At 47.8% G+C, this 22,250-nt stretch carries 19 protein-coding genes; 8 read left to right on the plus strand and 11 right to left on the minus strand.

The features are described from left to right. The first annotated feature begins 6 nt into the window (after positions 1 to 6). From vctD to vctC, 3 genes are read left to right on the plus strand one after another with little or no spacing between them, the layout of a single operon-like run. A complete protein-coding gene (vctD, locus tag EA26_RS10620) occupies positions 7 to 942 on the plus strand; it encodes an iron chelate uptake ABC transporter permease subunit VctD (protein WP_039427349.1) in 936 nt (311 codons plus the stop codon). After that, on the plus strand, positions 935 to 1,885 hold the full coding sequence (locus tag EA26_RS10625) for an iron chelate uptake ABC transporter family permease subunit (protein WP_039427350.1): 951 nt from the start codon (positions 935 to 937) through the stop codon (positions 1,883 to 1,885). The genes vctD and EA26_RS10625 overlap by 8 nt, the downstream gene beginning before the upstream one ends. A gap of 8 nt (positions 1,886 to 1,893) precedes the next feature. Beyond that, complete coding sequence (vctC, locus tag EA26_RS10630) at positions 1,894 to 2,649, plus strand: iron chelate ABC transporter ATP-binding protein VctC (RefSeq protein ID WP_039427351.1); 756 nt, start codon at positions 1,894 to 1,896, stop codon at positions 2,647 to 2,649. Between the two features lie 52 nt (positions 2,650 to 2,701). On the opposite strand, the gene cueR is transcribed toward vctC, so the two are convergent. Both cueR and EA26_RS10640 read right to left on the minus strand, forming a co-directional pair. Further along, on the minus strand, positions 2,702 to 3,088 hold the full coding sequence (gene cueR, locus EA26_RS10635; protein WP_039427353.1) for a Cu(I)-responsive transcriptional regulator: 387 nt from the start codon (positions 3,086 to 3,088) through the stop codon (positions 2,702 to 2,704). A 7-nt stretch (positions 3,089 to 3,095) separates the two neighbouring features. Further along, entirely contained in the window at positions 3,096 to 4,100 is a 1,005-nt protein-coding gene (locus tag EA26_RS10640; protein WP_052079267.1) for a helix-turn-helix domain-containing protein, read from the minus strand. A 128-nt stretch (positions 4,101 to 4,228) separates the two neighbouring features. On the opposite strand from EA26_RS10640, the gene EA26_RS10645 reads away from it, so the two are divergent. Next, positions 4,229 to 6,232: a TonB-dependent siderophore receptor gene (locus tag EA26_RS10645; protein WP_039427354.1), complete on the plus strand. Its 2,004-nt coding sequence runs from the start codon at positions 4,229 to 4,231 to the stop codon at positions 6,230 to 6,232. A 59-nt stretch (positions 6,233 to 6,291) separates the two neighbouring features. After that, positions 6,292 to 6,582 (plus strand): DUF2218 domain-containing protein, encoded by a 291-nt coding sequence (locus tag EA26_RS10650; RefSeq protein ID WP_039427356.1) that lies wholly within the window; start codon positions 6,292 to 6,294, stop codon positions 6,580 to 6,582. A 104-nt stretch (positions 6,583 to 6,686) separates the two neighbouring features. Here the strand turns inward: EA26_RS10650 and EA26_RS10655 are convergent, their stop codons facing one another. From EA26_RS10655 to yccS, 4 genes are all read right to left on the minus strand, one after another. Next, the gene (locus tag EA26_RS10655) at positions 6,687 to 6,935 is read right to left on the minus strand and encodes a YgjV family protein (RefSeq protein ID WP_039427357.1); all 249 of its coding nucleotides are present in this window, start codon (positions 6,933 to 6,935) and stop codon (positions 6,687 to 6,689) included. Between the two features lie 615 nt (positions 6,936 to 7,550). Beyond that, positions 7,551 to 7,865, minus strand: coding sequence for a hypothetical protein (locus EA26_RS10665; protein WP_039427360.1), 315 nt, complete (start codon positions 7,863 to 7,865; stop codon positions 7,551 to 7,553). 94 nt (positions 7,866 to 7,959) lie between these two features. Continuing rightward, on the minus strand, positions 7,960 to 8,121 hold the full coding sequence (locus tag EA26_RS21975; RefSeq protein WP_167772725.1) for a hypothetical protein: 162 nt from the start codon (positions 8,119 to 8,121) through the stop codon (positions 7,960 to 7,962). Positions 8,122 to 8,276: 155 nt separating this feature from the next. Then, on the minus strand, positions 8,277 to 10,433 hold the full coding sequence (gene yccS, locus EA26_RS10670) for a YccS family putative transporter (RefSeq protein ID WP_152593679.1): 2,157 nt from the start codon (positions 10,431 to 10,433) through the stop codon (positions 8,277 to 8,279). Positions 10,434 to 10,648: 215 nt separating this feature from the next. On the opposite strand from yccS, the gene helD reads away from it, so the two are divergent. Beyond that, positions 10,649 to 12,718, plus strand: coding sequence for a DNA helicase IV (gene helD, locus EA26_RS10675; protein WP_039427361.1), 2,070 nt, complete (start codon positions 10,649 to 10,651; stop codon positions 12,716 to 12,718). A gap of 9 nt (positions 12,719 to 12,727) precedes the next feature. On the opposite strand, the gene EA26_RS10680 is transcribed toward helD, so the two are convergent. From EA26_RS10680 to torT, 3 genes are all read right to left on the minus strand, one after another. Continuing rightward, the gene (locus EA26_RS10680) at positions 12,728 to 13,183 is read right to left on the minus strand and encodes a methylglyoxal synthase (RefSeq protein WP_039427362.1); all 456 of its coding nucleotides are present in this window, start codon (positions 13,181 to 13,183) and stop codon (positions 12,728 to 12,730) included. Positions 13,184 to 13,403: 220 nt separating this feature from the next. Next, positions 13,404 to 13,859, minus strand: coding sequence for a methylglyoxal synthase (locus EA26_RS10685; protein ID WP_039427363.1), 456 nt, complete (start codon positions 13,857 to 13,859; stop codon positions 13,404 to 13,406). A gap of 52 nt (positions 13,860 to 13,911) precedes the next feature. Continuing rightward, entirely contained in the window at positions 13,912 to 14,886 is a 975-nt protein-coding gene (gene torT / locus EA26_RS10690; RefSeq protein WP_226978333.1) for a TMAO reductase system periplasmic protein TorT, read from the minus strand. Positions 14,887 to 15,021: 135 nt separating this feature from the next. On the opposite strand from torT, the gene torS reads away from it, so the two are divergent. Next, positions 15,022 to 17,922, plus strand: coding sequence for a TMAO reductase system sensor histidine kinase/response regulator TorS (gene torS, locus EA26_RS10695; protein WP_039427365.1), 2,901 nt, complete (start codon positions 15,022 to 15,024; stop codon positions 17,920 to 17,922). 49 nt (positions 17,923 to 17,971) lie between these two features. Here torS and EA26_RS10700 read toward each other — a convergent pair whose 3' ends face one another. Both EA26_RS10700 and EA26_RS10705 read right to left on the minus strand, forming a co-directional pair. Then, positions 17,972 to 18,160 (minus strand): hypothetical protein, encoded by a 189-nt coding sequence (locus EA26_RS10700; protein ID WP_039427366.1) that lies wholly within the window; start codon positions 18,158 to 18,160, stop codon positions 17,972 to 17,974. Between the two features lie 24 nt (positions 18,161 to 18,184). Next, a complete protein-coding gene (locus EA26_RS10705) occupies positions 18,185 to 20,539 on the minus strand; it encodes a fatty acid cis/trans isomerase (RefSeq protein ID WP_039427367.1) in 2,355 nt (784 codons plus the stop codon). Between the two features lie 562 nt (positions 20,540 to 21,101). On the opposite strand from EA26_RS10705, the gene EA26_RS10710 reads away from it, so the two are divergent. Continuing rightward, entirely contained in the window at positions 21,102 to 22,199 is a 1,098-nt protein-coding gene (locus tag EA26_RS10710; RefSeq protein WP_039427368.1) for a PEGA domain-containing protein, read from the plus strand. Positions 22,200 to 22,250 lie beyond the last annotated feature (51 nt).

A 22,250-nucleotide genomic window follows, 5' to 3' on the forward strand; every position in this document is an offset into this window, starting at 1 on the left:
TTAACTTTGAAAAAGTTATTGCTTGTTGTGTTTTTTTGCGCCTTAGCGTCAATGTTTGTTGGAGTGGGCGATGTCTCACTCCAAAAGCTGCTCGCTGGCGATGAAGAAGCCCTCAACTTATTGTTTACCAGTCGAATCCCTCGTTTGCTCGCCATTCTGCTTTCTGGTGCAGGGCTGAGCATCGCTGGCCTAATCATGCAGCAGATAAGTCAAAACCGTTTTGCTGCGCCATCCACCTCTGGCACGATTGAATGCACTATGTTCGGATATGTGCTCAGTTTGGTTCTTTTTGGCCATGGCAACAGTTGGCTGATGGTGTTTGGTAGCGCCATGGTTGGCACCTTGATGTTTGTTTCTGTCATCCAGCACATTCAGTTTAAGAACGCCGTGTTCGTCCCGCTGGTGGGCATCATTTTCGGTAACGTCATGGAATCGGCAGCCCACTTTATCGCCTACAAATATGACGCGATGCAGAATCTCTCTGGTTGGTCGGTCGCAAACTTTGCCAACCTGTTACAGGGCGACTACGAGTTGCTGTATATCGCTGTGCCTGTTGCCATTTTCAGTTATCTCTATGCCACGCGTATTTCTGCCGTTGGCCTTGGAAAAGAGTTTGCCATCAATCTTGGACTCAACTATCAGCAAGTGGTGGTGATTGGTGTGCTGTTGGTGTCGGTGATGACCGCAAGCGTGGTGATGATTGTCGGACAGCTGCCGTTTTTGGGCTTGATCGTACCAAATCTAGTCAGCCATTTTTATGGCGACAATCTGCGCCGCAACATTCCGCTTACCGCCTTGTATGGCGCTTTGATCGTCTTGTGCTGCGATATTCTTGGACGTCTGATTATCTTCCCATATGAAATACCAATTTCGATGGTGATTGCCATTCTTGGTGGCGGTGTGTTTATTTATCTGTTACTCGGAGGTAAGCAGCGTGTCTGATCGCAGTAAGCTTTTGGTGATGCTATTCATCGCACTGGTTTTCGCTGTGCTGTTTCTTGGTAAAGGGTTAACGGTGGATAATTATCACTATTTCCTTTCACGCCGTTTCCCTAAAGTGCTGGCGATGATCTTAGCGGGGATTGCGGTTGCGCAAGCTTCCTTGGTATTTCAAACCGTCACACACAACCGCATCTTAACGCCGAGCATTTTAGGCTTCGATAATCTGTATTTGCTCACTCAAACGCTGATTGTGGTCGGTTTTGGCACCGTTAGCCATCTCGTTCTCAATGTGTATTTGAACTTCACGCTGTCCGCCGTGGTGATGGTGCTGTTTTCCATCGCTTTGTTTGGCTTTTATTTTCAACGCGGTGAACGCAACTTGATCACGTTATTGCTGGTCGGCTTAATCCTTGGACAGCTGTTTTTTAACGTGGCCGCCTTTTTCATGATGATCATGGACCCGAACGATTTTGCCACTGTGCAAGCAAGCATGTTTGCCAGCTTTAACCATGTTGATGGTGGTTTGGTATTGTTTGTCACGCCGATGTTGTTGCTTGCGACCTTCTTGCTGTTGAGAATGAGCCGCGTGTTAGATGTCTTTTGGCTCGATAGAGACAACGCGGTGAGTCTAGGCATTGATGTAGACCGTGTAACCAAGCGCGTGCTGCTCTACAGTGCGCTGTTGGTTGCTATCTCCACTGCGCTGGTTGGTCCAATCATGTTCTTTGGTTTGTTGGTGACGAACTTAGCGAGGGAGATTTTCCGTACCTATCGCCATACGATTTTGCTTCCAGGGTGCGCGCTATTCGCGGTGTGTGCGCTGCTCGTTGGTCAATGGATGGTGGAGAATGTACTGGCGTTTCAAACCACCTTGAGCGTGATCATCAATTTTATCGGTGGCGTGTACTTTATTTCCATGCTGCTGCGTAACCGTATTGTTTAAGAAAGCTTATGATTACTTTAGAAAAAATCACCAAACATTTTGGTAAACAAACCGTTGTGGATAAGGCCAGTGCGCAGTTTGAAAAAGGCAAAGTTACCTCGATTATTGGCCCGAATGGCGCAGGTAAAAGTACATTGCTTTCAATGGCTTCTAGGCTGACACAGCGCGATGGCGGTTCAGTGTTCATTGATTGCAAAGAGTTGAGTGACTGGGACACCAAAGCGCTGGCGAAAAAATTGGCGGTGTTACGTCAGGCCAACAGCATTACCATGCGTTTTACCATTCGCGAAATGGTCGCCTTTGGCCGTTTTCCCCACTGTGGCGGGCGTTTAACCGCCCAAGATGAACAGGAGATCGATCAAGCAATAGCCTACCTTGATTTGCAAGAGATCCAGCACAAGTATTTGGATGAGCTCAGCGGTGGCCAGCGTCAGCTCGCGTTTATCGCCATGGTAATTGCGCAAGATACCGACTATGTGTTTCTCGATGAGCCACTCAACAACCTCGATATTCGGCATTCGCTGCAAATCATGCGAACGATTGGTCAGTTAGCTAGAGAGATGAACAAAGCGGTGGTGGTGGTTATCCATGATATTAACTTTGCTTCCTGTTATTCAGACAACATCATCGCGCTCAAACAGGGCAAGATTGTGGCAAATGGTCCGGTTGATGAGGTGATCCAAGCGCAGGTTCTCGAACAGATTTACGAAACGCCCTTTCACGTCATTGAGCAGCAAGGCAAACGGATGTGCACCTACTACTGATCTCTGTCCGTGGGTTCAACGCGTTTGAACCCACTCGAATTGAACGCCTAGCTTAGCGCGTCAAATCGTCTAAAATCGGGCAGTGGCTGTCGGTATTTCCTGGACAAGCGGTGATCCAACTTTCCAGTTGCTGCTTGATTTCCTGTAAATGGGCGATTTTCTGTTCCACTTCAGCCAGTTTTTCTTTGGTTCTTGCTTTGACTTCGCTGCTCTTTCGCTCAGGATTCTCGGCCAATTGCACAAACTCCTTGCACTCTTGCAGCGAAAACCCTGCCTGTTTAGCACGAGAAATGAGGTTGAGTTCCTGAATGTGTTTTGCCCCATATTCGCGATAGCCTGAATCGCTGCGCAGCGGCGGCGATATCAGCCCCTTCTCTTCATACATGCGGATCGATTTGCTTGATAATCCGGTTAACTTTGCAATTGCACCAATATTCATCGTTACCTCAGGCTGCGCTGTTTCCCTTGATTGTACTGAGTAGTGGCTTTTGTGCAATCTCATTGGGAGTGATGCCGAATGTACGCTTAAAGGCATTGGTGAAATTGGATGGATGATGGTAGCCCGCCTCATACGCTGCTTCGGTGACGCTGATCAATCCACGTTCAAGCTGAATTTTGGCAATGTTCAAACGGCGATGACGAATATAGCCGCTGATGGTCAAGTTGAGCGCCTGTTTAAAGTGGCGTTGTAAATTGGACACGCTCATGGAAAAGCGCTTGGCCAAGTGAGTCAGGTCGAGCGGCTGGTGCAAATTTGCATCAATGTAAGAGAGGATCTGTTCGATTTTGTGATAGTCATGATGTGGCTCTGAAGTAGGGCGCTCGAAGTTTTGCTCATTCAGTAAATTTAAGCACTGTGCGATCAACAAATGAGACTGGCACTCCAGTTGTAGCTTTTGCTGTAAAGAGCCGCAGACCGACATGGCGAGGATGGTGCTGATGGCTTTTGCCATGTTTTCTGCAAAAGGCAGTTCGCAGCAGGCCAAATGATGCGAAAGAAAGTGAGCAATCGGTTCGTCGCCGCTTAAACGGTGCTTTAACCAATCGGGATGAATAGCAATATTGAGCTTTTTGATCTGATTGTTGGCGAGCAGAGTGCGTCTGAACGTGGTCGGTTGGGCTAGATTGATCACTATCGCTTTTGGCTGTTCAGCAGCACAGAGCTCAAACTCGCGGTTATCAAAACCAAATTTTACTTTGCCGCTGAGCAAAAACACCAAGTTCAGGCACGGCTGCGCGGTTGAGACGATTTCGCTCTCTTTGAGTTCGGTGCTGATACTGCCTTGCAAGGCGATCGCATCTGCATAGCGGTAGTTGAGAAACTGGCCTTCAACCAGTACCGTATTGGCAGAGTTCCCCTTGGTAATAATTTGTTGTTGACCTGGTTCTCCAATTTGCTCGGTTAGGGCAATTTTTCTTCTTCTTTCTCGATTTCTTACCACTCGCGCCATTTTGACCTTTCCTCATAACTCAAAGGCGATTTTGCATAAGCAAATCCGCTTCCTGTTCATAGAAATGAAACTTATCATAACTGCGAATTATTATCATTATCACACTATTTTAAATTGGAATCTTTTAAATGGAAAAACGTCATAATCGTCAATTTCGACCTTCTGCTCTTTGTCTGGCAATCGGTCTGATTATGTCAGGGCACAGTTTTGCTCAAGAAAATGCAAGTGATGAACGCGTTGTCGTTTGGGGAACGCACGTTTCCAGCAACACAGAATCGATGGTGTCGGACGACATCTCACTAAAGCAAGCGGATCATATGTCGGATCTGCTGCGCGAGATCCCGGGCGTGGATGTTGGTGGAACGCACTCCGTGAACCAGCGCATCACAATTCGTGGTCTTGGGGAAACGGATCTGGATATTCGTTTGGACGGTGCGTCACAACATGCCAACATGTTTCACCACGTTGGTAACTTAACGCTCAACCCAGACATCTTAAAAGCGGCGGAGATTCAAGTGGGGAACAACTCTGTTGCCCAAAACGGGCTAGGTGGCTCAGTCTATTTTGAAACCAAAGATGCTCGCGATTTGCTGCGCTATGACGAGTCGTTTGGCGTTCGTGTGTATGGCGGCTATGCCAGCAATGACAGCCAGCAGAGATCAGTGACACTTTACGGCCTGCTTGGTGAGCCGCTTGATTACATGCTCTATGCCAATTATGTGACCCGAGATGATTTCAAAGACGGAAATGGCGACACCACGTTTGGCAGCGCGGGTGATGTTTACAATATTCTCGGTAAGTTAGGCTATGAGATCAGCAATCTGCATCGCTTGGAACTGAGCTACGATTTGTATCGTGATGAGGGCGACTACAGCCCAAGACCTGATATGTCGGGCGGTGCAAACCAAGGCTTGTCTCAGGATAAGTTGATCCCGACGGAGTACAACCGTGATACGGTGACGTTGGGTTATGAACTGCGCGGTGACAAACATCAAGGCAAAGTGACGCTCTACACCACTAAAACCAAGATCAAACGTGACGAATCCGGTATGGCCCCAAGATGGCCAGGTAACCGAGTCAGCAAAAACTCGGCGGAAAACCAAAACGATGGCTTAAATGCGAAGTTTGTGTCGAATTTTGACCTAGCTGGGCGCAGAAATGCGCTGACATACGGCTTTGACTACATGGATAAAACCTCGTCATCGTCTTATGGCGAAAAGCGATTTATGAAAGAAAGTGCCAAGTCCTTTGCCCTGTTTGTGGAGGATCAAGTTTGGTTGACGGAACGTTTCTCCATCACTGCAGGTCTGCGCTCAGACGACTATAAACGTGAAGCAACAACGGGAACTCATAAGTTTGATGATGTGACTTGGGCTCTAGCCACCGAGTGGCAAGCAAGCGACGCTTGGAGCGTATTTGCCAGCACTCGCTCCTTGTTCAAAGGCCCTGAACTGATGGAAACCTTTGTTGCCTATCAAGACGTTGCTTACCTCGCCGATGATATTAAAGCGGAAACCGGGCAAAACACGCAAGGTGGTGTGAAATTTAGTCAGCGTGTCGATAAACACGCGTTTGGCGCCAATCTGACGCTGTTTAAAACCGATATTGATGACTATATAGCCGAAGCATACGATGAGGCGACAACGTCATATCTTTACTACAACATGGCTGATGTGGAGATCAAAGGATTCGAAGCGGCCGTTTCATACGGTTATGACGCTTTCAACGGTAAGCTTTCCTACGCTAAATCGGACATCAAAAATAAGCAGACTGGCGGTGCGGTTGCGGCGGCAAATGGCCGCAGTATGGATGTGGGTGATAGTATCGCACTTAACCTAGATTACTATGCAGCGTCATGGGATGTGCTATTGGGTTGGAGCTCAATGTTGGTACTTGAGGAAGATAATGTCTTGGCTGGCGCACCAGTGAAAGAGGGGTACAACACTCACAATCTCTACGCGCAGTGGATCCCACAGAAAGTCGATGGTTTGACCGTGACCTTTGGTATCGACAATTTGTTTGATGAGACCTACACCTCGCACGCGTCTCGCTCTGGGGTTGCCAGAGGATTTACCTTAGACGACTACGAACCGGGCCGAAACATCAAACTTTCTGCGGCCTACCAATTCTAACAACCTAAATAACCAACGCAGCTGGGACAATTCGTTTTGTCCCAGCCAGTGAGCAAAGCATGCTAAAACAACAAACGCGTATTTTCTCTAAGCACGCGGGCAAATATCTGGTGACTCTTTGTCGTCATTTTGCGCGAAAAGTCCCCGCCCAATGGGATGAATGTCAAGGTGAAGTGAATTTCCCTGTAGGGACCTCGTTGATGCAAGTGGATGAAGGGACATCGAGCTTAACCATTATTTGTTGTGCGGAAGATGAAGAAAAACTGGAGAGGCAAAAAGCGACGATCGCCTCGCACGTACAGATGTTTTCTCGCCGCGAAGAGATAGAGCTTATCTGGCAAGATTGCTAAATTAACCAGTTATCCAACAATAGCGATATCACTAACAACCATGGCTGGAAACAAAAGCCCCTGAACTTGTGTCAGGGGCTTTTCTAATTCGCTTGCCGTGGCAGTTAGGCTTTCTCAGGCGTCAGAGTTTTTTTTTCCTGTTGCATCTTCGCAAGGAAGTACACGTTGACACATGCAATAAAGCCGTTGGTGACAACCACTGGCCATGCATCGATCATCAGACCGTAGGCAGTAAACAGTCCACAGCCGATAAAGTTAAGTACGCGAAGACGCACAATGTCTTTCATCGTTAGCGAAATCGCCACCATGATTGAAGCCGCGTAGCCTAGAATTTCAACCATATTCATTTCCATAATTTGACCCTCTTAAATCTTGCCGAATATGTCGGTACCAATTCTTCTCTTCTTGAGATAAGTGAGGAAGCTCCGTGCCTCGAATGGTCTAATCTTGTTTTGTCTACATTGACTATATCAATGGAAATTCCGTGATGAAAGCCTCAAATCAAGGTTAAGAGAAGGTTAGCGATTACGCAAACGTTTAGAAAGAAGATACTCAATAACAGGGTTAAATCCGTTTGGTCATAATTTGAGGGAATGTATAAGCCGACGCCTATTAAATCGATAGCTAGACAGAGTACAAGTGGAGCGTATAATTCATATAACGATAATTATTCTCATTTGGTGTGTTATGTTTTTGCTGATAGCTGCTTTATTTTCGATCTTATTGGCTTTGAAGCTCAAGATTAGTAAGAAGAATATATTGATCCATTTTTTGCTTAACGTTTTCTTTCTGTTTTGGCTGGGAGAGCGCTACGCAATCTTCTATCTACTTTTCATGTTCTTCACCAGTCCTATGCTGATTTCACTGCAACGAAAATGGAGGGGTACACAACAGCTATACACCTTTGTACCTATGCTGTTTGCTTGCGTTTTGTGGAGTATCTGATGGGGGGAGTGGAATAAAAAATACTAAACTTGGATATCAAGCAAAGAGCCGATGACGTCGTTGTTGCGTTCGATAACCGTCGCGCCGATACGATTATAACGTGCAGCTTGGTTGAGCTTCATCAACGCATCCGTGTGATCAGCAGAAAAATTTGCTCTTTCTATTTTTCTCTCGGCGGGTTTGCTTTCTGTATCCACCCGGTTGAAAGCAAGGGGATCCGAAGAAGAGGAAGCAGAAGAAGGTAGGCTATTTTTGTTGAGATCAACAGCAGCATCTTCAGCCATCCGGTTGGATTGCTGAATCATTTGATATCCTGAGTGAATCCCTGAAATCGCCATTATGCACCTGAATAAAAACCAACCTGTTAGTACAAGGGTAGTGCGATTTGACAAATCTGGCAACTATGCTTTGGTCTCTTTAGCGTAGGTCTCTTTATGCAAAAAGCCTAGCCAGCGCATCACGCTCTTCTCGGCTTAGAATATCAGCATTGCGTTTTACTAATGCCTGCTGAATCTCTCCTTGCAAGCGTTTCAGTTGCAAAGGAGACAGTTTTTTCAACGCATCGCGAAGTTTTTCAAAATCAGTGCTACTCATGTTGTTAACCCTCCGTTTTTCAACGTCCTTTTCGGGTAATTGCGGTTTAAGCTAAAGGTATGAATAGCACTATAATTATTGAACGATGTTTTATTGTCCGAAAAATGTCAGAAAGCGTTTAGGCGAGAGTGAAATTTTTTGCCTTGATTTTCGCCTCACTTATCGACTCGGACGGCAAATTTATTCGCCAAAGAGTGCAGCTCTGACATCATTCGATAAATAAGATGAAGTTGCTGCAAAACCATACGCGCACTGCTCTCATCATCCTCACGCCATTCGCTCAGACGTCTATCGAGCTCTGCTTCATTATTGATGTCTAATTCGCAAGATTCGCTATGGTGGTAAAGTTGTGCTTGCAGTGCATCCAAATGTTGATGAATGACACGATGCGCATCTAAAACCAGTTGATGTGTGGTTTCATCATCTAAACGCGTGCGATGTGCTCCCAACGCTGAAATGTAGTTAAGCATGGCGTGATTAAGGGTGAGAAAACGAAAACTCTCATCGACCGACGTTTGGTACTTGCCCGGCTCGACCAGCATATTACTGATTGCTGAAGATAAGTTGGCATCGCTGTTGTGCGCGTTGCGTCTTGCTATTCGATAGGCCAAGCTATCTTTTTTGCCTATTCGGTATTGACCAATAATCTGCAGCAGATACTGCTTATTTGCTTCCACAGCATCCGCCATTACTTTGTGTAAGCGACGTGACTGCCAATCGGGTAGGATCCAAACCACTGCCGCAACCGCAAGTGCGCAACCAATCAAGGTATCAACAAGACGTGGCAGAACCACGGCATAACCCTCGCCGAGTTGGTTGAAGCAAAAAAGAACCAATAGGGTGATAAAACCGGTGGCAAACCCATAGTTGTTGATGCGAAATGCAAAAAACAGCACTCCAGATACCACGATAAATACCAGTTGGCTCTCTTGCGAAGGGAAAAAAGTAAGCAGGGGTACGCCAATGAGCAAACCAGCAAACGTGCCTGCTACACGAGCTGTCAGCTTCTGTTTAGTGGCACTGTAGTTGGGCTGGCAGACAAATAAGGTGGTCAGCAAAATCCAGTAGCCGCGCTCAATCCCCATTCCTTGGATGATGCCGTAGCCCGCAGTCAGAGCAATTGCCATGCGAATGGCGTGGCGAAACAGCATCGAATCGCGGTGCATGTTGGCCTGAATCCGTTGCCACATGGCTTTGAGCGTGTGCGGATTGGTGTCATCTAATACCCCTTCTTCTGGTCTTTCTGCGTCGGGGTTATTGATGTTGTTGAACTGCTTTTCCACTGTCGCCAAGTTATTAAACAGATAGTTAAGTTGGGCCAGTAACCTGTTCCAAGCAGGATTTTTCTGCTCTTGTAAATAGCCTAATGCGTTTTGCAATTCAGCCAAGGCTAAAATCGACACCTGGCTGTGAGAGTATTCGTTGCCAAGGCGCAGCGATTCGGCGATCTCTCGGCATGCATTGGCTTGGCTTTCGAGTAGATATTTGAAGCGGAAGAGAACGTCAGAGCGCTCAAACTGCAGCGCCAGATCTTGATAGCGATAGTGGCTTGAACTTACCCGCTCGTGGATATCCTGAGCAATAAAGTAGATGTTAAGGAAGCGATCGCTCGGCCCGTCAATGTGTCCGCGTTTTGAACGGCTAAGCAGAGTGGTTTTGCAGTTATTCAACGCAGTTACTGTCAGGGCATTGAGTCTCGCCGCTTCAATTCGCATCGGCTGCGGAGTGAGATTAGTGACCGGATGAAACAGCTTGGCCTTGGCATCCAGATAATTGGCGAGTTGGCTAAAGACCATAGCCAAACTCTGCTGCACGGGCTGCATTGGCCAGAGGATCTGCCAAATCATCGACATCAGGTAGTACCAAGCGGCTCCTGACAGCAATAACAGGGGTTGAAACCAGATATTGGTGCTCTCATGCGCGCCCAGCATGGTGTAAATCGCCAGCAGGAGTGAACCAAAAGCGATGCTGGCGTATTTGGGCCCCAGCACACCAAGCATGATGAAAGCAAAGGTAGAGATAAACAGCCCGATAGCGAACAGCCAAGGAGTGGCAAAAAGCAGTTCGATGGAAAAGGCCGCGATGGCAAAACAGACAAAGGTGAGGATGAGAGCTTTGATCCGCCCGCTAAAGCTGTCATCGCTTTCTGCCAGCGCAGCAGCAATAACGCCAAGAATTAACGGGGTTATCAAGGTATGTTGTTGATAATACCAAGCGGGAATCACCACCCCCAGCAGCGTCAGTAGGATCAGCACACTGTAATTAATGGTTTTGTTTGCCCAAAAATGGCGAAGCCGGGATCTGAATTTCACACGTATCCTGTGCATCATTGACTAAAACGAAGTGGTTGTCAGTGTAACAGAACAAAGGTCACGAATTATGACTTAGACACAGAAAAAGTTGCAGTTGCTGGAGAATCCACCAATCAGTGCTTTGGCTGCCAGTGTGGGGATGATTGGCTACATTTTCTAGTGTCATCATGGTATAACCCGAGCAAAGCAAAAATGAGACCGAGAGCAATTTGTCCATGTTACTAACCGCCAATCAGACAGCGCAGTTTTTTATCCAGAATGAGTATCATCATGTTGAATTGAGCGATAACCATCTGCTGCTCGCGTCGGTTGGCAGTGAGGAACATATTCCTTTCACCGTATGGAACGGTCAGGTAAGGGTTCAACGTGGCCTATTTTGGGGAGCGTTGCAATTTTTTGCCCACGAAGTGGATGGTCGTCAACAGAGCTGGCTGGTGCAAGGCTTGCCTTGGCCAGAGTGTCGGCTTTTTGCGCGTCAAGCGGTGAATTGTTATCAAGAGTGGCATAATCAGCAATGTCGCCAGTTGAGCCAGTATCTGCCGCACTGGGAAGACGAGTTACACCGGCTTGAACATCTTCCGGCTTATCTGCCTCATTCGGCATTAGAGGCATGGGCAAATCAGGTTACCGAGCAACTGACAGAAATGAAAATGTCGCTTGAGGAAGCGAAATTGCGTCTTCCTGAACGCGTCGCTCGGCTAGAACAGTGGCTGCGTCACGGCTCTGAAAAATTGTTCGAACGCAATCAAGCATGGCTTGAGCGTGAGAGACCCAACTGGGAAGTGCTGTTCAATCAAATTGAATCCTCGCCATTAAACATCTCACAGCAGTATGCAGTCTTGCTTAACGATGATCACAACCTAGTGCTCGCGGGAGCGGGGTCGGGCAAGACCAGCGTGTTGACCGCTCGGGTTGCGTATTTATTGCAAAGTCATCAGGCGAGGGATGAAGAGATCTTGATGCTGGCTTTTGGCCGTGAGGCGGCAGACGAGCTGCGCCAACGCCTGCGGGATAAAATCGGCTTGGCAGCGGAGAAAACCAACGTATCAACCTTTCATCAACTGGGGCTGTCGATTGTCAATCAAGTTGAAGAGACGCCAGTGGAAATCTCCCCGATGGCGTTGGATGACAAATTGCGCATGGCTTGGTGTGTCGACTGGTTGAAGAAGCACTGGATGACGCCGACCAACTTCAAACGTTGGCAGAAACATCTCTCGAAATGGCCTATCGCTTATTTAACTGGTGATGATGAGCTGGGGAGTCATGCTGAAAACCCTAAGTTGCTCTCATGGTTGGAAAATCAAGTTTCACAACTTGCCGCGCTCGGTATTGGCAAAAAAGAGGTACAAGAGCGGTTGGTGGAGCTGGCAGACTATACGCGCTTAAACAGTGAGTTGGCGCTGTGCTGGCCCTGTTACACTGCTTGGCAGAAAATGCTTAAAGAGAGCAACCAAATCGATTTTCCGACCATGATCAGCCGCGCAACCCGCTATGTGGAACAAGGAAAATTTGTTTCTCCTTGGCGCTTTATTATGGTGGATGAGTATCAAGATATCTCGCCAGATCGTCTTGCTCTGGTGGAGGCGTTGAGTCAACGAACCAATAAACAGCCGGGAGCATCCTTGTTTGCGGTCGGGGACGACTGGCAGGCCATCTATCAATTTGCTGGCGCGAGTGTGGACCTGACAACGGGTTTTCAAGCGCGCTTTACTCACTCGACAGTGCACCAGCTCGACACCACTTATCGATTCAACAATATGATTGGCGAAGTGGCTAACCGTTTTATTCAGCAAAATCCTGTCCAACTGAAAAAGCAGTTGAACAGCTTTAAGCAACAAAAGCAGAAAGCCGTTTATACGGCGCCAAGTAACTCAGTAGAAAAGATCCTTGATCAGTTGAATCGTCAAAGTAAAGGCAACAAATCGGTTTTGTTGCTTGGGCGTAACCATTACCACAAGCCCGATCTGTGTGACGATTGGATTAAGCGCTTCACGCAGCTTGATATTCGTTTTATGACCTGTCATGCCAGCAAAGGCAAAGAGGCAGACTACGTGATAATACTGTGCGTCGATGAAGGGCAATTTCCAGCCAAGAAAAAGCAGTTGCACCTCAACAATGCGCTTACGCTGTCTAGTGATGATTTTGCCTATGCTGACGAGCGCAGGTTGTTCTATGTCGCGTTGACCCGCGCTCGGGAGAAAGTGTGGATTACACACAATGGTTCAGGTTCGGGCTTTGTTCAGGAACTGGTCGAGGAGGCTTACCCTGTGGTCAAACAGTCCTGATTTTTGCACTTACCTTTGTTGATAGACACAGGTTGGCGTGTCTGGAATGGTGATGGGCATCACTTCGCCAAGTTGATGGTTGCCAAACAGGAGATCGGCCGATGACGGATTAGTGGCCACTGGAATGTTCCATACCGTTGCCAATCTGAGTAGGGCAATGACGTCAAATTGATGCGGATGCGCGTCGAGCGGATCCCAGAAGAACACTAAGACGTCAATCTCTCCTTCGGTAATTCTCGCGCCGATTTGTTGGTCGCCGCCCATCGGGCCACTGCTTAATCTCTCAAGGTGTAGTGGTGTGTTCATCGATAAATATTGCGCGGTGGTTGAGGTGGCAACAAGTTGATGATTTTGCAATGCACTGAGATTTCGCTGAACCCAGATTAGCAGGTCGTGCTTCATTCCATCATGAGCGACAAGCGCAATACGTTTCTTTGATGGAAGTGTTCTGGTTATCTTTTTCATTATTGGTCCTTTCCTAGCCAAAGCGATAATATGAAAATAATCGCTTAATGCTCATCATAAAGCCTCATTGATAGACTTGTTAACCAAATGAAAACAGTTTATTGAATATGTTTGATGTAAGTACGTTTATTTGGTCAATATGTTGACCTAGTGCTCCAATCTATCAAGGGACAAACAAAAAAGCTGCCGTTGCGGCAGCTTGGAGTGACAGTCTCTTTGCTCAGGTTCGTTCGGCAAGGTAAGCCTGATAATCAGGGATCTCAATATCCACTTCTTGCTCTAGCAAAGGCGAAGCGAAGAGAAACTTGGCCGTTGCACGATTAGTTGCGACGGGAATGTTCCACACGCTGGCAATGCGCAGTAGCGCTTTTACATCGGGATCATGGGGGACGGCGTTAAGCGGGTCCCAGAAGAATATTAGCACGTCAATTTTCCCTTCAGAAATCAGCGCGCCAAGTTGTTGGTCGCCGCCCATAGGTCCACTGATCATGCTCTTGATCGCCAATCCTGTCTCTTTGCTCAGCATAAAACCTGTGGTTCCAGTGGCATAAAGAAAGTGGCGTTGCAGCTTTTCTTTGTTTTCTTTTACCCAGCGCAGCAGCTCTGGTTTGCAGTTATCATGCGCAACCAATGCGATATGTTTGTGCGCAGGCATGGTACGAGTCGTTTTTTGCATCAAAGTTTTCCGTTTGAATTACCCTATTCGGTTTGTCCTTATTAAGCATAACTTAAGGTTGGGATTCAACTGCTTTAACGTGAAAAGTCGGCCTGTATGCGGATGGTGATAAAGAGTCTTCAATAGTTGAGACCTCAAGCGTGTCGGGTGTTAACGGTTGAATATCAGGGCTTAACGTTTGCTTATAAGGGGCGCTGCGCAAAAATTGCACCGCTTGTTCAACGGATAAGCGACCTTGTTTGACCATTTGGTCGGTCGGGGCGAACTCCACTTTGTGGCGCAGTAAGCCGCGATAGACGCCGTGACTCAAATAAGTCGACACCAGTCCTATCTGTTGTGACTTCCCGCTGCTGCGCAGTTCACTGATGGCCGCTTCAATCGCAACTGCGCTACCGACTATGTAATCAACCGTTTGTGTCTCAATCACTTGTTGCACTAAGTTACGCTGTAATTCTTTGTCATTGTCGGCAGAAAGATGAACCATCACCTTAACATCACTGTCTTGAACAGCGGCGTTGAAGCCTTGCTCGACGGGTTTGGTTCCGCCGCGGTTGCTTGGACCAAGTAGCAGCGCGGCTTGAACTACGCCACTGCCGGCAGGATGTTTTGTTGCCAAATAGCGCCCAGCCTGATATCCCATCCAATACCAATCAACACCAACGCTGCCTTTTAGCTGGGGTCGCTGATGCTCATCGAGCACCAGTTGATTGACGGTGGCGAAAACAGGCACCTCGCCACTCCAGCGTTGCAAATCATCGTAGAATGCGTGCGAGTCGACCGTGCCGAGTAAAATAGCCTGTGCGCCCCATTGACGACACTGCTGAAGTTGTTGCTGCTGTTTAGTGACATTTGGGTAGCCGCCGGCTTCCAAAACGCGCAGCTCTACATTCAGTCTTTGCGCCGCCAAAACCATGCCGTAGTTAACCGATAGCCAATAGGAATCTTTCAGGTGCGGATAGATGGCGCATAGCTTCTCGCTGGCAATGGCAGTGGAGGAAGTGAGAGTGGCGAAGAAAAGTAAGCCCATAGAGCTTAATGTCGAACAAAGTGGGTTGGTTTTTAACATGCAGCAAGGTCAATGTCAGTGGATTGCGGTAACTTTGCAGAATATAGCGTATTCTTTAGCGCTTACCCAGTCGATTCAGCTATAGGTCTCTTAAGTATGTTACTTGCCACAGCCAGCATTGGCCGCAAATTGCTGCTCTCGTTTATTGCTTTGGCGATGTTAGTGATGATCTCTGCATTGATTGGCGTATTGGGGTTCTCTTTGGTGGCGAAAACTGAGCGTAATGTTGTCGATACCGCGATTCCTGCAATGATAGAGGCGCGTCAAGTCTCCGAACTCAGCTCACGCATTATTGCCTCGGTACAAACCTTGTCGAACGCCAAAAATGAGCCCGAGCGTCAAGCGGCAGGCAAAGTCGTGTTTACCCAGTTAGATAAGTTGTTTTCACATATCAAGACGCTCGGCAGTAGTGGCTCGTTTGACCCTGACCTGCTTTTGCGTCTGGAAGTGAACGTGCAGCAGGTTATTGATAACTTGGCGCAGCTCGGACTCTCGGTTGAGACAAGGCTCAAACTGGCCTCGGAGATCGCAGCGCAAACCGCACAAATGCGTCTACTCAGTAACGAGCTGGAGCAACTGACGCGCACGCAAGTGCTCAATACCAGTACGACGGCCGTGGCCAACATTACCCATCTGTACGCTCTGCTCTCTGTGGGGGAGCGTGAAGCAATCATCCAAGCGCTGGATGCGTTTGTTGAGGTGGATCTCGATCTTAGCGAGCGTCTGCATGAGTTGCATTTATTGGCGTTTCGCATGCTCAATCAGATTGAAGAAGCGCGCACCTTGAGCAACGCACAGCGTATTGATGAGGTGAGCCGTGAGTTTGCCGCCAATCTCAAGCTGATGCAGAGACGAGTCTCGGCGGTGGAAGACCCCACACGTTTAGCGCAGATGGCGCAGCTATTACAGCAACTTGCCAAGCGGAAACATGTCTTTTCTCTCCTTTCCCAGCAAGAGGAAAACAATCAGCAGTCTCAAGTACTGATGCTAGCAACGGTGGATCTGTTTACCCAGCTAAACGGTACCGTTAGTCACTTGGTCGATGTGTCCAATCAGGCCACAAGCGAAGCGGCGCAAGCACTCACGCAAACGTTGGATTTTGCCCGTACTTTACTGACGCTCATTTCGTTGTTGGGTTTCGCGATTGTTGTGTTGATCGTGTGGCGTGTGGTGTATGTGTCAGTCGTCAAACGTTTAACCGAGTACTCTGCTGCGCTGCTTGCCGTCGCTCAAGGGGATCTGAATGTCTCACTGCAAGTTCAAGGGCAGGATGAATTGGCGCAAATGGGACGCGCGATCATCAAAGCGCGTGATACCGCCCAAGCATTGAAAATCGTGGCGCAAGGTGAAGCGCAGGCCAAGCGCGAACTGCAAGAGCACAAAGAGCATCTCGAAAAAGTGGTTGCGGAGCGCACCAGTCAGTTGCAGCTCACCAATGAAAAACTCAATAGTGAGGTACTCAATCACGCGAAAGCACGGATAGAAGCCGAACAGGCAAATCGCGCTAAGTCGGCTTTTTTGGCCACCATGAGCCATGAGATACGTACACCGATGAACGGCGTGTTAGGCACAACGCGACTGCTCATCGATTCGGGGCTCAATGCTACTCAGCGGTATTACGCAGATATCATTGACCGTAGTGGGCATAATTTGCTCACCATTCTCAATGACGTGCTCGACTATTCGAAAATTGAGGCGGGGCATTTACAAATCCGTCTTGCGCCTTTCGATTTGCCGCAACTGGTGCAAGATAGTTTTCAATTGATGAAAAGCCGGGCGAAAGAGAAGCAACTGGCGTTTGATTACCACCTTGAATCTGATTTAGGGCGGCACTGGATCGGTGATGCGACCCGCTTGGGGCAAGTGTTAAATAACTTAGTGGGCAATGCGATCAAATTTACCACCGACGGTGAAGTGGATATTTACGTCTGCCGTGATCCTGAAGATGAAACGCGAGTGCTGTTTGAAGTAAGCGATAGCGGTATTGGGATCGCTCCAGCGGCACTAGCGAAACTGTTTGATGCTTTTACGCAGGTTGGGGAAGGGCTTGCTCATGCAGGCGGAACCGGATTAGGACTGGCGATCAGTAAGCGATTGGTCGAAGCAATGGGTGGCGAGATCGGGGTGGAATCTCAGCTAAACGTTGGCAGTCGATTCTGGTTCAGTGTGCCGCTCGAAAGCACAGAGGTGCCGGAAGAAAGTGAAACTCGTGCCCAGCCATGCGCGAGCAATGTTTCGGCGACAATTCTTCTGGTTGAAGACAATCCTGTGAATCGCTTGGTAGCGGAGGGTTTTCTGCACAGTTTGGGCCATCAGGTGCTGGTGGCGGAAAATGGATCAGAGGCAGAAGAGCTTGCGCTGCAGCACGCTTTTGATCTTGCCCTGATTGACATTAACCTCCCAGATTGCAACGGCTGTGATCTAATGCTGCGCCTCAAAAGACAAGAAGGCGGCTTGAATTGCAACACGCCGATGGTGGCCGTTTCTGCGCATGTTTTTGATGAGGAAGTCGCGCAGTATCTCGCGGCTGGCTTTGATGGCTATCTGGCAAAACCGTTGCAAAAAGAAGCGTTGGCTGAAGAAGTACAACATTGGCTTTGCCAGCCCAATGAGCCGAAAAACCAGTCAGCTAGCGATGTAATCTCTTTGCTTGATAGAGAAAGTGAATTGCTGAACGTCGAGCTGCTTAACGCGGATCTGCATATTCTTGGCCAAGAAAAGATGGTGCAAATTGTCACCCTATTTACCCAAAGTAGCCAAGAAATCGCGGCTCAAATGGCACAGGCATCTGTCGCAGGCGATGGCGAACAGATAAAGAATTTAGCCCACAAGCTCAAAGGCAGCGCAGGCAGTTTAGGTCTCACCAGCCTGATGATGCTTTGCCAACAAATTGAAACTGATATTTCGCCTTTGCAAGCCTACCGAACAGAGCAGCAGACATTGGACACAGTGCTTACTGACAGCATAAGGGCGCTAAAAGCACAGCTTGGCCTTTAAAAAAAAACCTCCGCACAAAGCGGAGGTTTTTAGCGTTATCGGGCAGAGTTTAACGCCAATCGTCATCACGGTTTACGCTACTTTCCAGCGCATTTGGGTCGTCGTCGAATGGGTGTTCGATGCGGCCCCGTAATGCATCCAACTGGTTTTCCAGCATATTGACGGTTTCATAATCTCCTTCGGAACAGGCGACGTAAATTCGCTGTTCCAGAGCTTCGATACGATCCCGGATACTCATGGGAACCTCCCTGACTCGATTGCTTCATCGGTTTTCAAAACGATTATAGTCGAGTAAACCAAATTCGATCGGTTGATCGTTGCGATACCATTGATGCACTTTGTCACTGGTCGGCCAAAATTGCGTCGAACTACGGCGAATAGCGAATTTATCCAATAACTTAAGGTAATCCTCTTCGCTGCGTATCGATTTCAATGATTGAACGAAATCGATGACCTGTGCTTCATTGATGACAAAAAACGCCGCAGGATAACTGCCTAGCACGCCACGCACGATAGTGAGATCGTCATTCGCAGGATCGCGGTTTTTATCTTCGCTAAATAAGCTAGAGATGTTCACGTGAGCGTTATTTTTCAGCAAGGTAAACAGTTGCTCTTTGCCTGAGTGCGATGTCACCATCAACATACTGATTTGTGCAGCTGGCCCTAGCGCTTCGCCTTTGACCTGATTGAGCGAGTTCAGTAAAGCTTCGTTACTCTTGCTAAGCCCAGTATCAACGATCTCATAGCGGTCATTGAGTACCGCACTCACTTGATGGCGCAAAATATCGCACAGTTCGGACTTAGGATCGTCGGTATGGTAGACCACGCTCGTCGGTTGGTTGAAAGGCGTGATGTTTCGTTGTAGGAAATCACTCAGTTGTGGGCTTTGTTGTTGATACCAACTTGAGTGCTCAACGTGACGCATCTGTGCAGGTAACAAAGCAATAAAGTTGCTTTCGCCTTCCAAACGCAAGAAGTCCATAAACATTCGAGTTATCAGTTGGTGACCGAAGTTGCCATACACATCGAACCCTGCGACTAAAAGGTAGTGGATGCGCTCCAGTAGCGCGTAATCGAGCACCCAAGCAGTTTTCGGCTTTTCACCGACTAATCCCTGTACCACGGATGCACTGTCGAAATGGCGAAATACCGTTAAAGCAGCGTTGGCGTTTTCTCCATTGCCGTCCCAAATGATATCGGTGGTCAAGTGAGTGCCATTTTTGAACCAATGATTGATGAACTCTGATTTTGCTTCTAAATAACGAGCTTGCTGCACCGAGTACTTGACCCAGTTCGTTACGGGAAGCGCATTACTTTCTAGCTCTGCGGGCAGTTTTAGGTTGTCTGCCTGCGAGCGATAGAACTCATTAACTTGTGGCATGTCCGCTTTATCAGGATCGAGGAAGAATACCCAAAAGCGGTCATTGATGACATTCAGGGCTAACTGACCACGGCACACAGGGCCTTTGATGTAGGCCATAATGGTATTTTGCGCGTTGTCTAACATGAACTTAAAGCGCGATTTTACCGGCAGATCGATAAATGCGGTCATGGGATTGGCGGCCACATCGGGATCATAGCTAGGCAATTGTGCGACGTGGTAATCGGCGTCAATAAACCACGCTTTCCAGTCTGAAATTCGCTTGCTGTTTAACGCAAATGGCATGTGGGTTTTATCTACAATCGACCCTTGCTCTGGGATGATGCGATAGTAGACGCGCTCTACGCCAGGATCGTCGTATGGACGTCGTGTCGCGATGCGTTTCACTGGCTCTCCGGGAGGGGTGGACGAACGCACTAAGGTAAAGAAACGTGGCGCGCCCTCAAGCTCAGAGAAATAGAGGTGCGAGAGAAACAGATGTTCGTAAATGTATCGTGCGGCGAGTTGATTCTTAGGTGAATTTTGGTTGAGCAACTGCTCATAACGCGTGATCTCGCCAGCCTGCGCGTTACTAAGAGGGAGCGGTTCGTTCATGATGGCGCCATTTTCAAGCCATACCATCAAAGTCTGGTACTCATCCGCTGACAGGTTTGGCATGCCAAAGGGCATCCCCCAAGTGGGGTGATCTCTTTCGTACTGAGCGTATTCTTCGATCGTCGGGCAGGTTTGTTCTCGATCAATCGAAAAATCAAACCCGGTTAACTGGTCTTGCTGCGGCAAAGGGTGGCGTTCTTTTTGCTGCAATAGACGGGCAACCAAGCCCGCTTCAAGGTTGGCGACGCCCGTTTGCTCACGTTCATTCAACACCGGATGGAAGCTGGCTTCGCGCCACTGCTGCGTGGTTTCGGCATCCTCAAATAAGCGAGTCGGCGCCGAGGCAGTTAATCGAGTTCCTTGATAAACCAGTGCCTTGCTAGCCCCTCTATCGATGCCTTCAACAGAAGAAAGTTTTAGCTGACAAGGGGCATCGTAGCAGGCGTGACAAACGACGCAGCGATTATCCAAGATCGGTTTGACTTGCTGGAGGAAAAAATCGGCTGGCACGGAGGCGTTCGGGGAGATGCGCTCTCTGACCTCGGCTTTGCCAAATAACTGGTCATAGTTAAGACCAGCATAAGTGGCACAACCTGCAAACAGGGTGGTGAAAAATAGTAGGAGAAATGTCCGTAATTTCATTTGTTTATTCTGGAAAAATCACATAACCACAATTAAAGCAGATGCCGCGCCTGACAACAAATTAAACCCATGGATAATCACATCACGTTGAGGGATGGATTGACAAAACAGAAGACATATTGGATTTTAATAATCAGCTCAACAGCAGGGGTTAGTCAGGTTCATTTTAGTCATCGACTGAGATAAAAATTGCGGTTAAATCCCGGCAGCTATGAGACTTTTTACTTAAGTTCGAGCAAGTTAACTTATTTACTATTCACTTGTTTTCTTATTGTAAACAAGTGGGTACGCCCTCTGTGTGTCGAACTAGTAGAGAAAAATGGGCGAAAATTATGCAATTAGCTCAAAAGTGTGATTCAGTTAGGACTTTGGAAACAATATTCTCAACAGGATTGATATACAATGATTTTTCAGATGACCGTTTCAAATAAAAAATTAGGTCGCCTGGATCTCTTCTCCATGCAGATGCGGGTCTGTGTACGAGTTGAGGTGTTTTAGTTTAACGAGGGGTAATCTCCTCGTTTTGTGCGTACAGAATGTAACGTTATTTGAGCAGGGAACTATGATCAAACGTCCAATCCCAGCGCTTTTGCTTGCGCTAAGTTTTTCCTGGACATCTTCGGCGATGGCAGAAGATGTGATTCAGGCCGATCCTGTTTCAGCGGTTGATGAAAAACTGGATATCAAACAGCAGGAAATCAAAGCTCTTGAAGAGCAATACGCTGTCGAGAGCAGCCAACTAAAGGGGCTGAAGAATGACAATGTTCGCATTCAAAGAGAAGGGGAAGAGCTAGAAGCGAAGCGCAATCGCGCCAAAGCGGCCCTAGACAAACAGTATGCTCGCCTGCTTGAAGACCCTGATACAGATTTGGTCTCTTTCCAAAAGAAATATCAAGAATCTTGGGAAGCGGTGAAACAGAACCAATCTGAGAAGTTAAAAAGTGAGCAGAACATTGTTGAGAGCGAATCACGCCTTTCTCAACAAAAGCAAAAACTTGCTCGTTTAAATAGCGAATACACCAATTTGCAGGAAGCCAGAGTTGAAGCCCGCGTTAAACGTCTGGAGGCCGAATTGCGTGAAAGTTCAGTGCTGGAAACGCGCTACACCGCAACCTGTTCTTCAACCATGACGATTGGTGAGTGTATCGGCCAAAGTAAGTATCTGACTAAACAGAAAGCGGTAAACACGTTTAAAGACAAACTTTTAGACCGCTTAACTGAGTCAGCGTTAGCCAAACAGAACCTGCAAGGTGTACAACTGAATATTCATGTGCAGGAAAGTCAAACAATAGAAAGTGGTTTTTCCGGCAATGGTGCTTACACCACGCACATTCAGGCGCAGTTGCAGGCCAAGCCAGATCCATCCGCTGCTTGTCAGTTATTGGCAGTGTCGAGCCGTTACTGCTTATCAAACAGTAGCACCTCTACCAAACAAGAGAAGAAAGACTGGGTAACGGTGACGGTTCGCTCCGATCAGTATAATGATGCGGTGACCATCAACGGGGTAAGTTACGGCAGTACACCTGTCGAGTTATTGCTACCTAAAGGTAAACATCGCTTCACCGTATCTAAACCTGGATACCAAACCTATAACCGCGAAATCTATATTGGTGGAACCGATACGGTTTGGGTTAAGCTGGTAGAAGATAAGCAGGGTTAACCCCTGCTTTTGCTTTTTTTGTTGCACGGCTGTTTCTGGTGGAATAGCGTT

Source organism: Vibrio navarrensis, from assembly GCF_000764325.1.
Classification (GTDB): domain Bacteria; phylum Pseudomonadota; class Gammaproteobacteria; order Enterobacterales; family Vibrionaceae; genus Vibrio; species Vibrio navarrensis.

Bases quoted from the DNA above. Each gene is read 5' to 3' on its own strand.
- vctC (WP_039427351.1), top strand. From the start codon at position 1,894: ATGATTACTTTAGAAAAAATCACCAAACATTTTGGTAAACAAACCGTT.
- cueR (WP_039427353.1), bottom strand. From the start codon at position 3,088: ATGAATATTGGTGCAATTGCAAAGTTAACCGGATTATCAAGCAAATCG.
- EA26_RS10640 (WP_052079267.1), bottom strand. From the start codon at position 4,100: ATGGCGCGAGTGGTAAGAAATCGAGAAAGAAGAAGAAAAATTGCCCTA.
- EA26_RS10645 (WP_039427354.1), top strand. From the start codon at position 4,229: ATGGAAAAACGTCATAATCGTCAATTTCGACCTTCTGCTCTTTGTCTG.
- EA26_RS10650 (WP_039427356.1), top strand. From the start codon at position 6,292: ATGCTAAAACAACAAACGCGTATTTTCTCTAAGCACGCGGGCAAATAT.
- EA26_RS10655 (WP_039427357.1), bottom strand. From the start codon at position 6,935: ATGGAAATGAATATGGTTGAAATTCTAGGCTACGCGGCTTCAATCATG.
- EA26_RS10665 (WP_039427360.1), bottom strand. From the start codon at position 7,865: ATGGCGATTTCAGGGATTCACTCAGGATATCAAATGATTCAGCAATCC.
- EA26_RS21975 (WP_167772725.1), bottom strand. From the start codon at position 8,121: ATGAGTAGCACTGATTTTGAAAAACTTCGCGATGCGTTGAAAAAACTG.
- helD (WP_039427361.1), top strand. From the start codon at position 10,649: ATGTTACTAACCGCCAATCAGACAGCGCAGTTTTTTATCCAGAATGAG.
- EA26_RS10680 (WP_039427362.1), bottom strand. From the start codon at position 13,183: ATGAAAAAGATAACCAGAACACTTCCATCAAAGAAACGTATTGCGCTT.
- EA26_RS10685 (WP_039427363.1), bottom strand. From the start codon at position 13,859: ATGCAAAAAACGACTCGTACCATGCCTGCGCACAAACATATCGCATTG.
- torT (WP_226978333.1), bottom strand. From the start codon at position 14,886: ATGGGCTTACTTTTCTTCGCCACTCTCACTTCCTCCACTGCCATTGCC.
- torS (WP_039427365.1), top strand. From the start codon at position 15,022: ATGTTACTTGCCACAGCCAGCATTGGCCGCAAATTGCTGCTCTCGTTT.
- EA26_RS10700 (WP_039427366.1), bottom strand. From the start codon at position 18,160: ATGAGTATCCGGGATCGTATCGAAGCTCTGGAACAGCGAATTTACGTC.
- EA26_RS10705 (WP_039427367.1), bottom strand. From the start codon at position 20,539: ATGAAATTACGGACATTTCTCCTACTATTTTTCACCACCCTGTTTGCA.
- EA26_RS10710 (WP_039427368.1), top strand. From the start codon at position 21,102: ATGATCAAACGTCCAATCCCAGCGCTTTTGCTTGCGCTAAGTTTTTCC.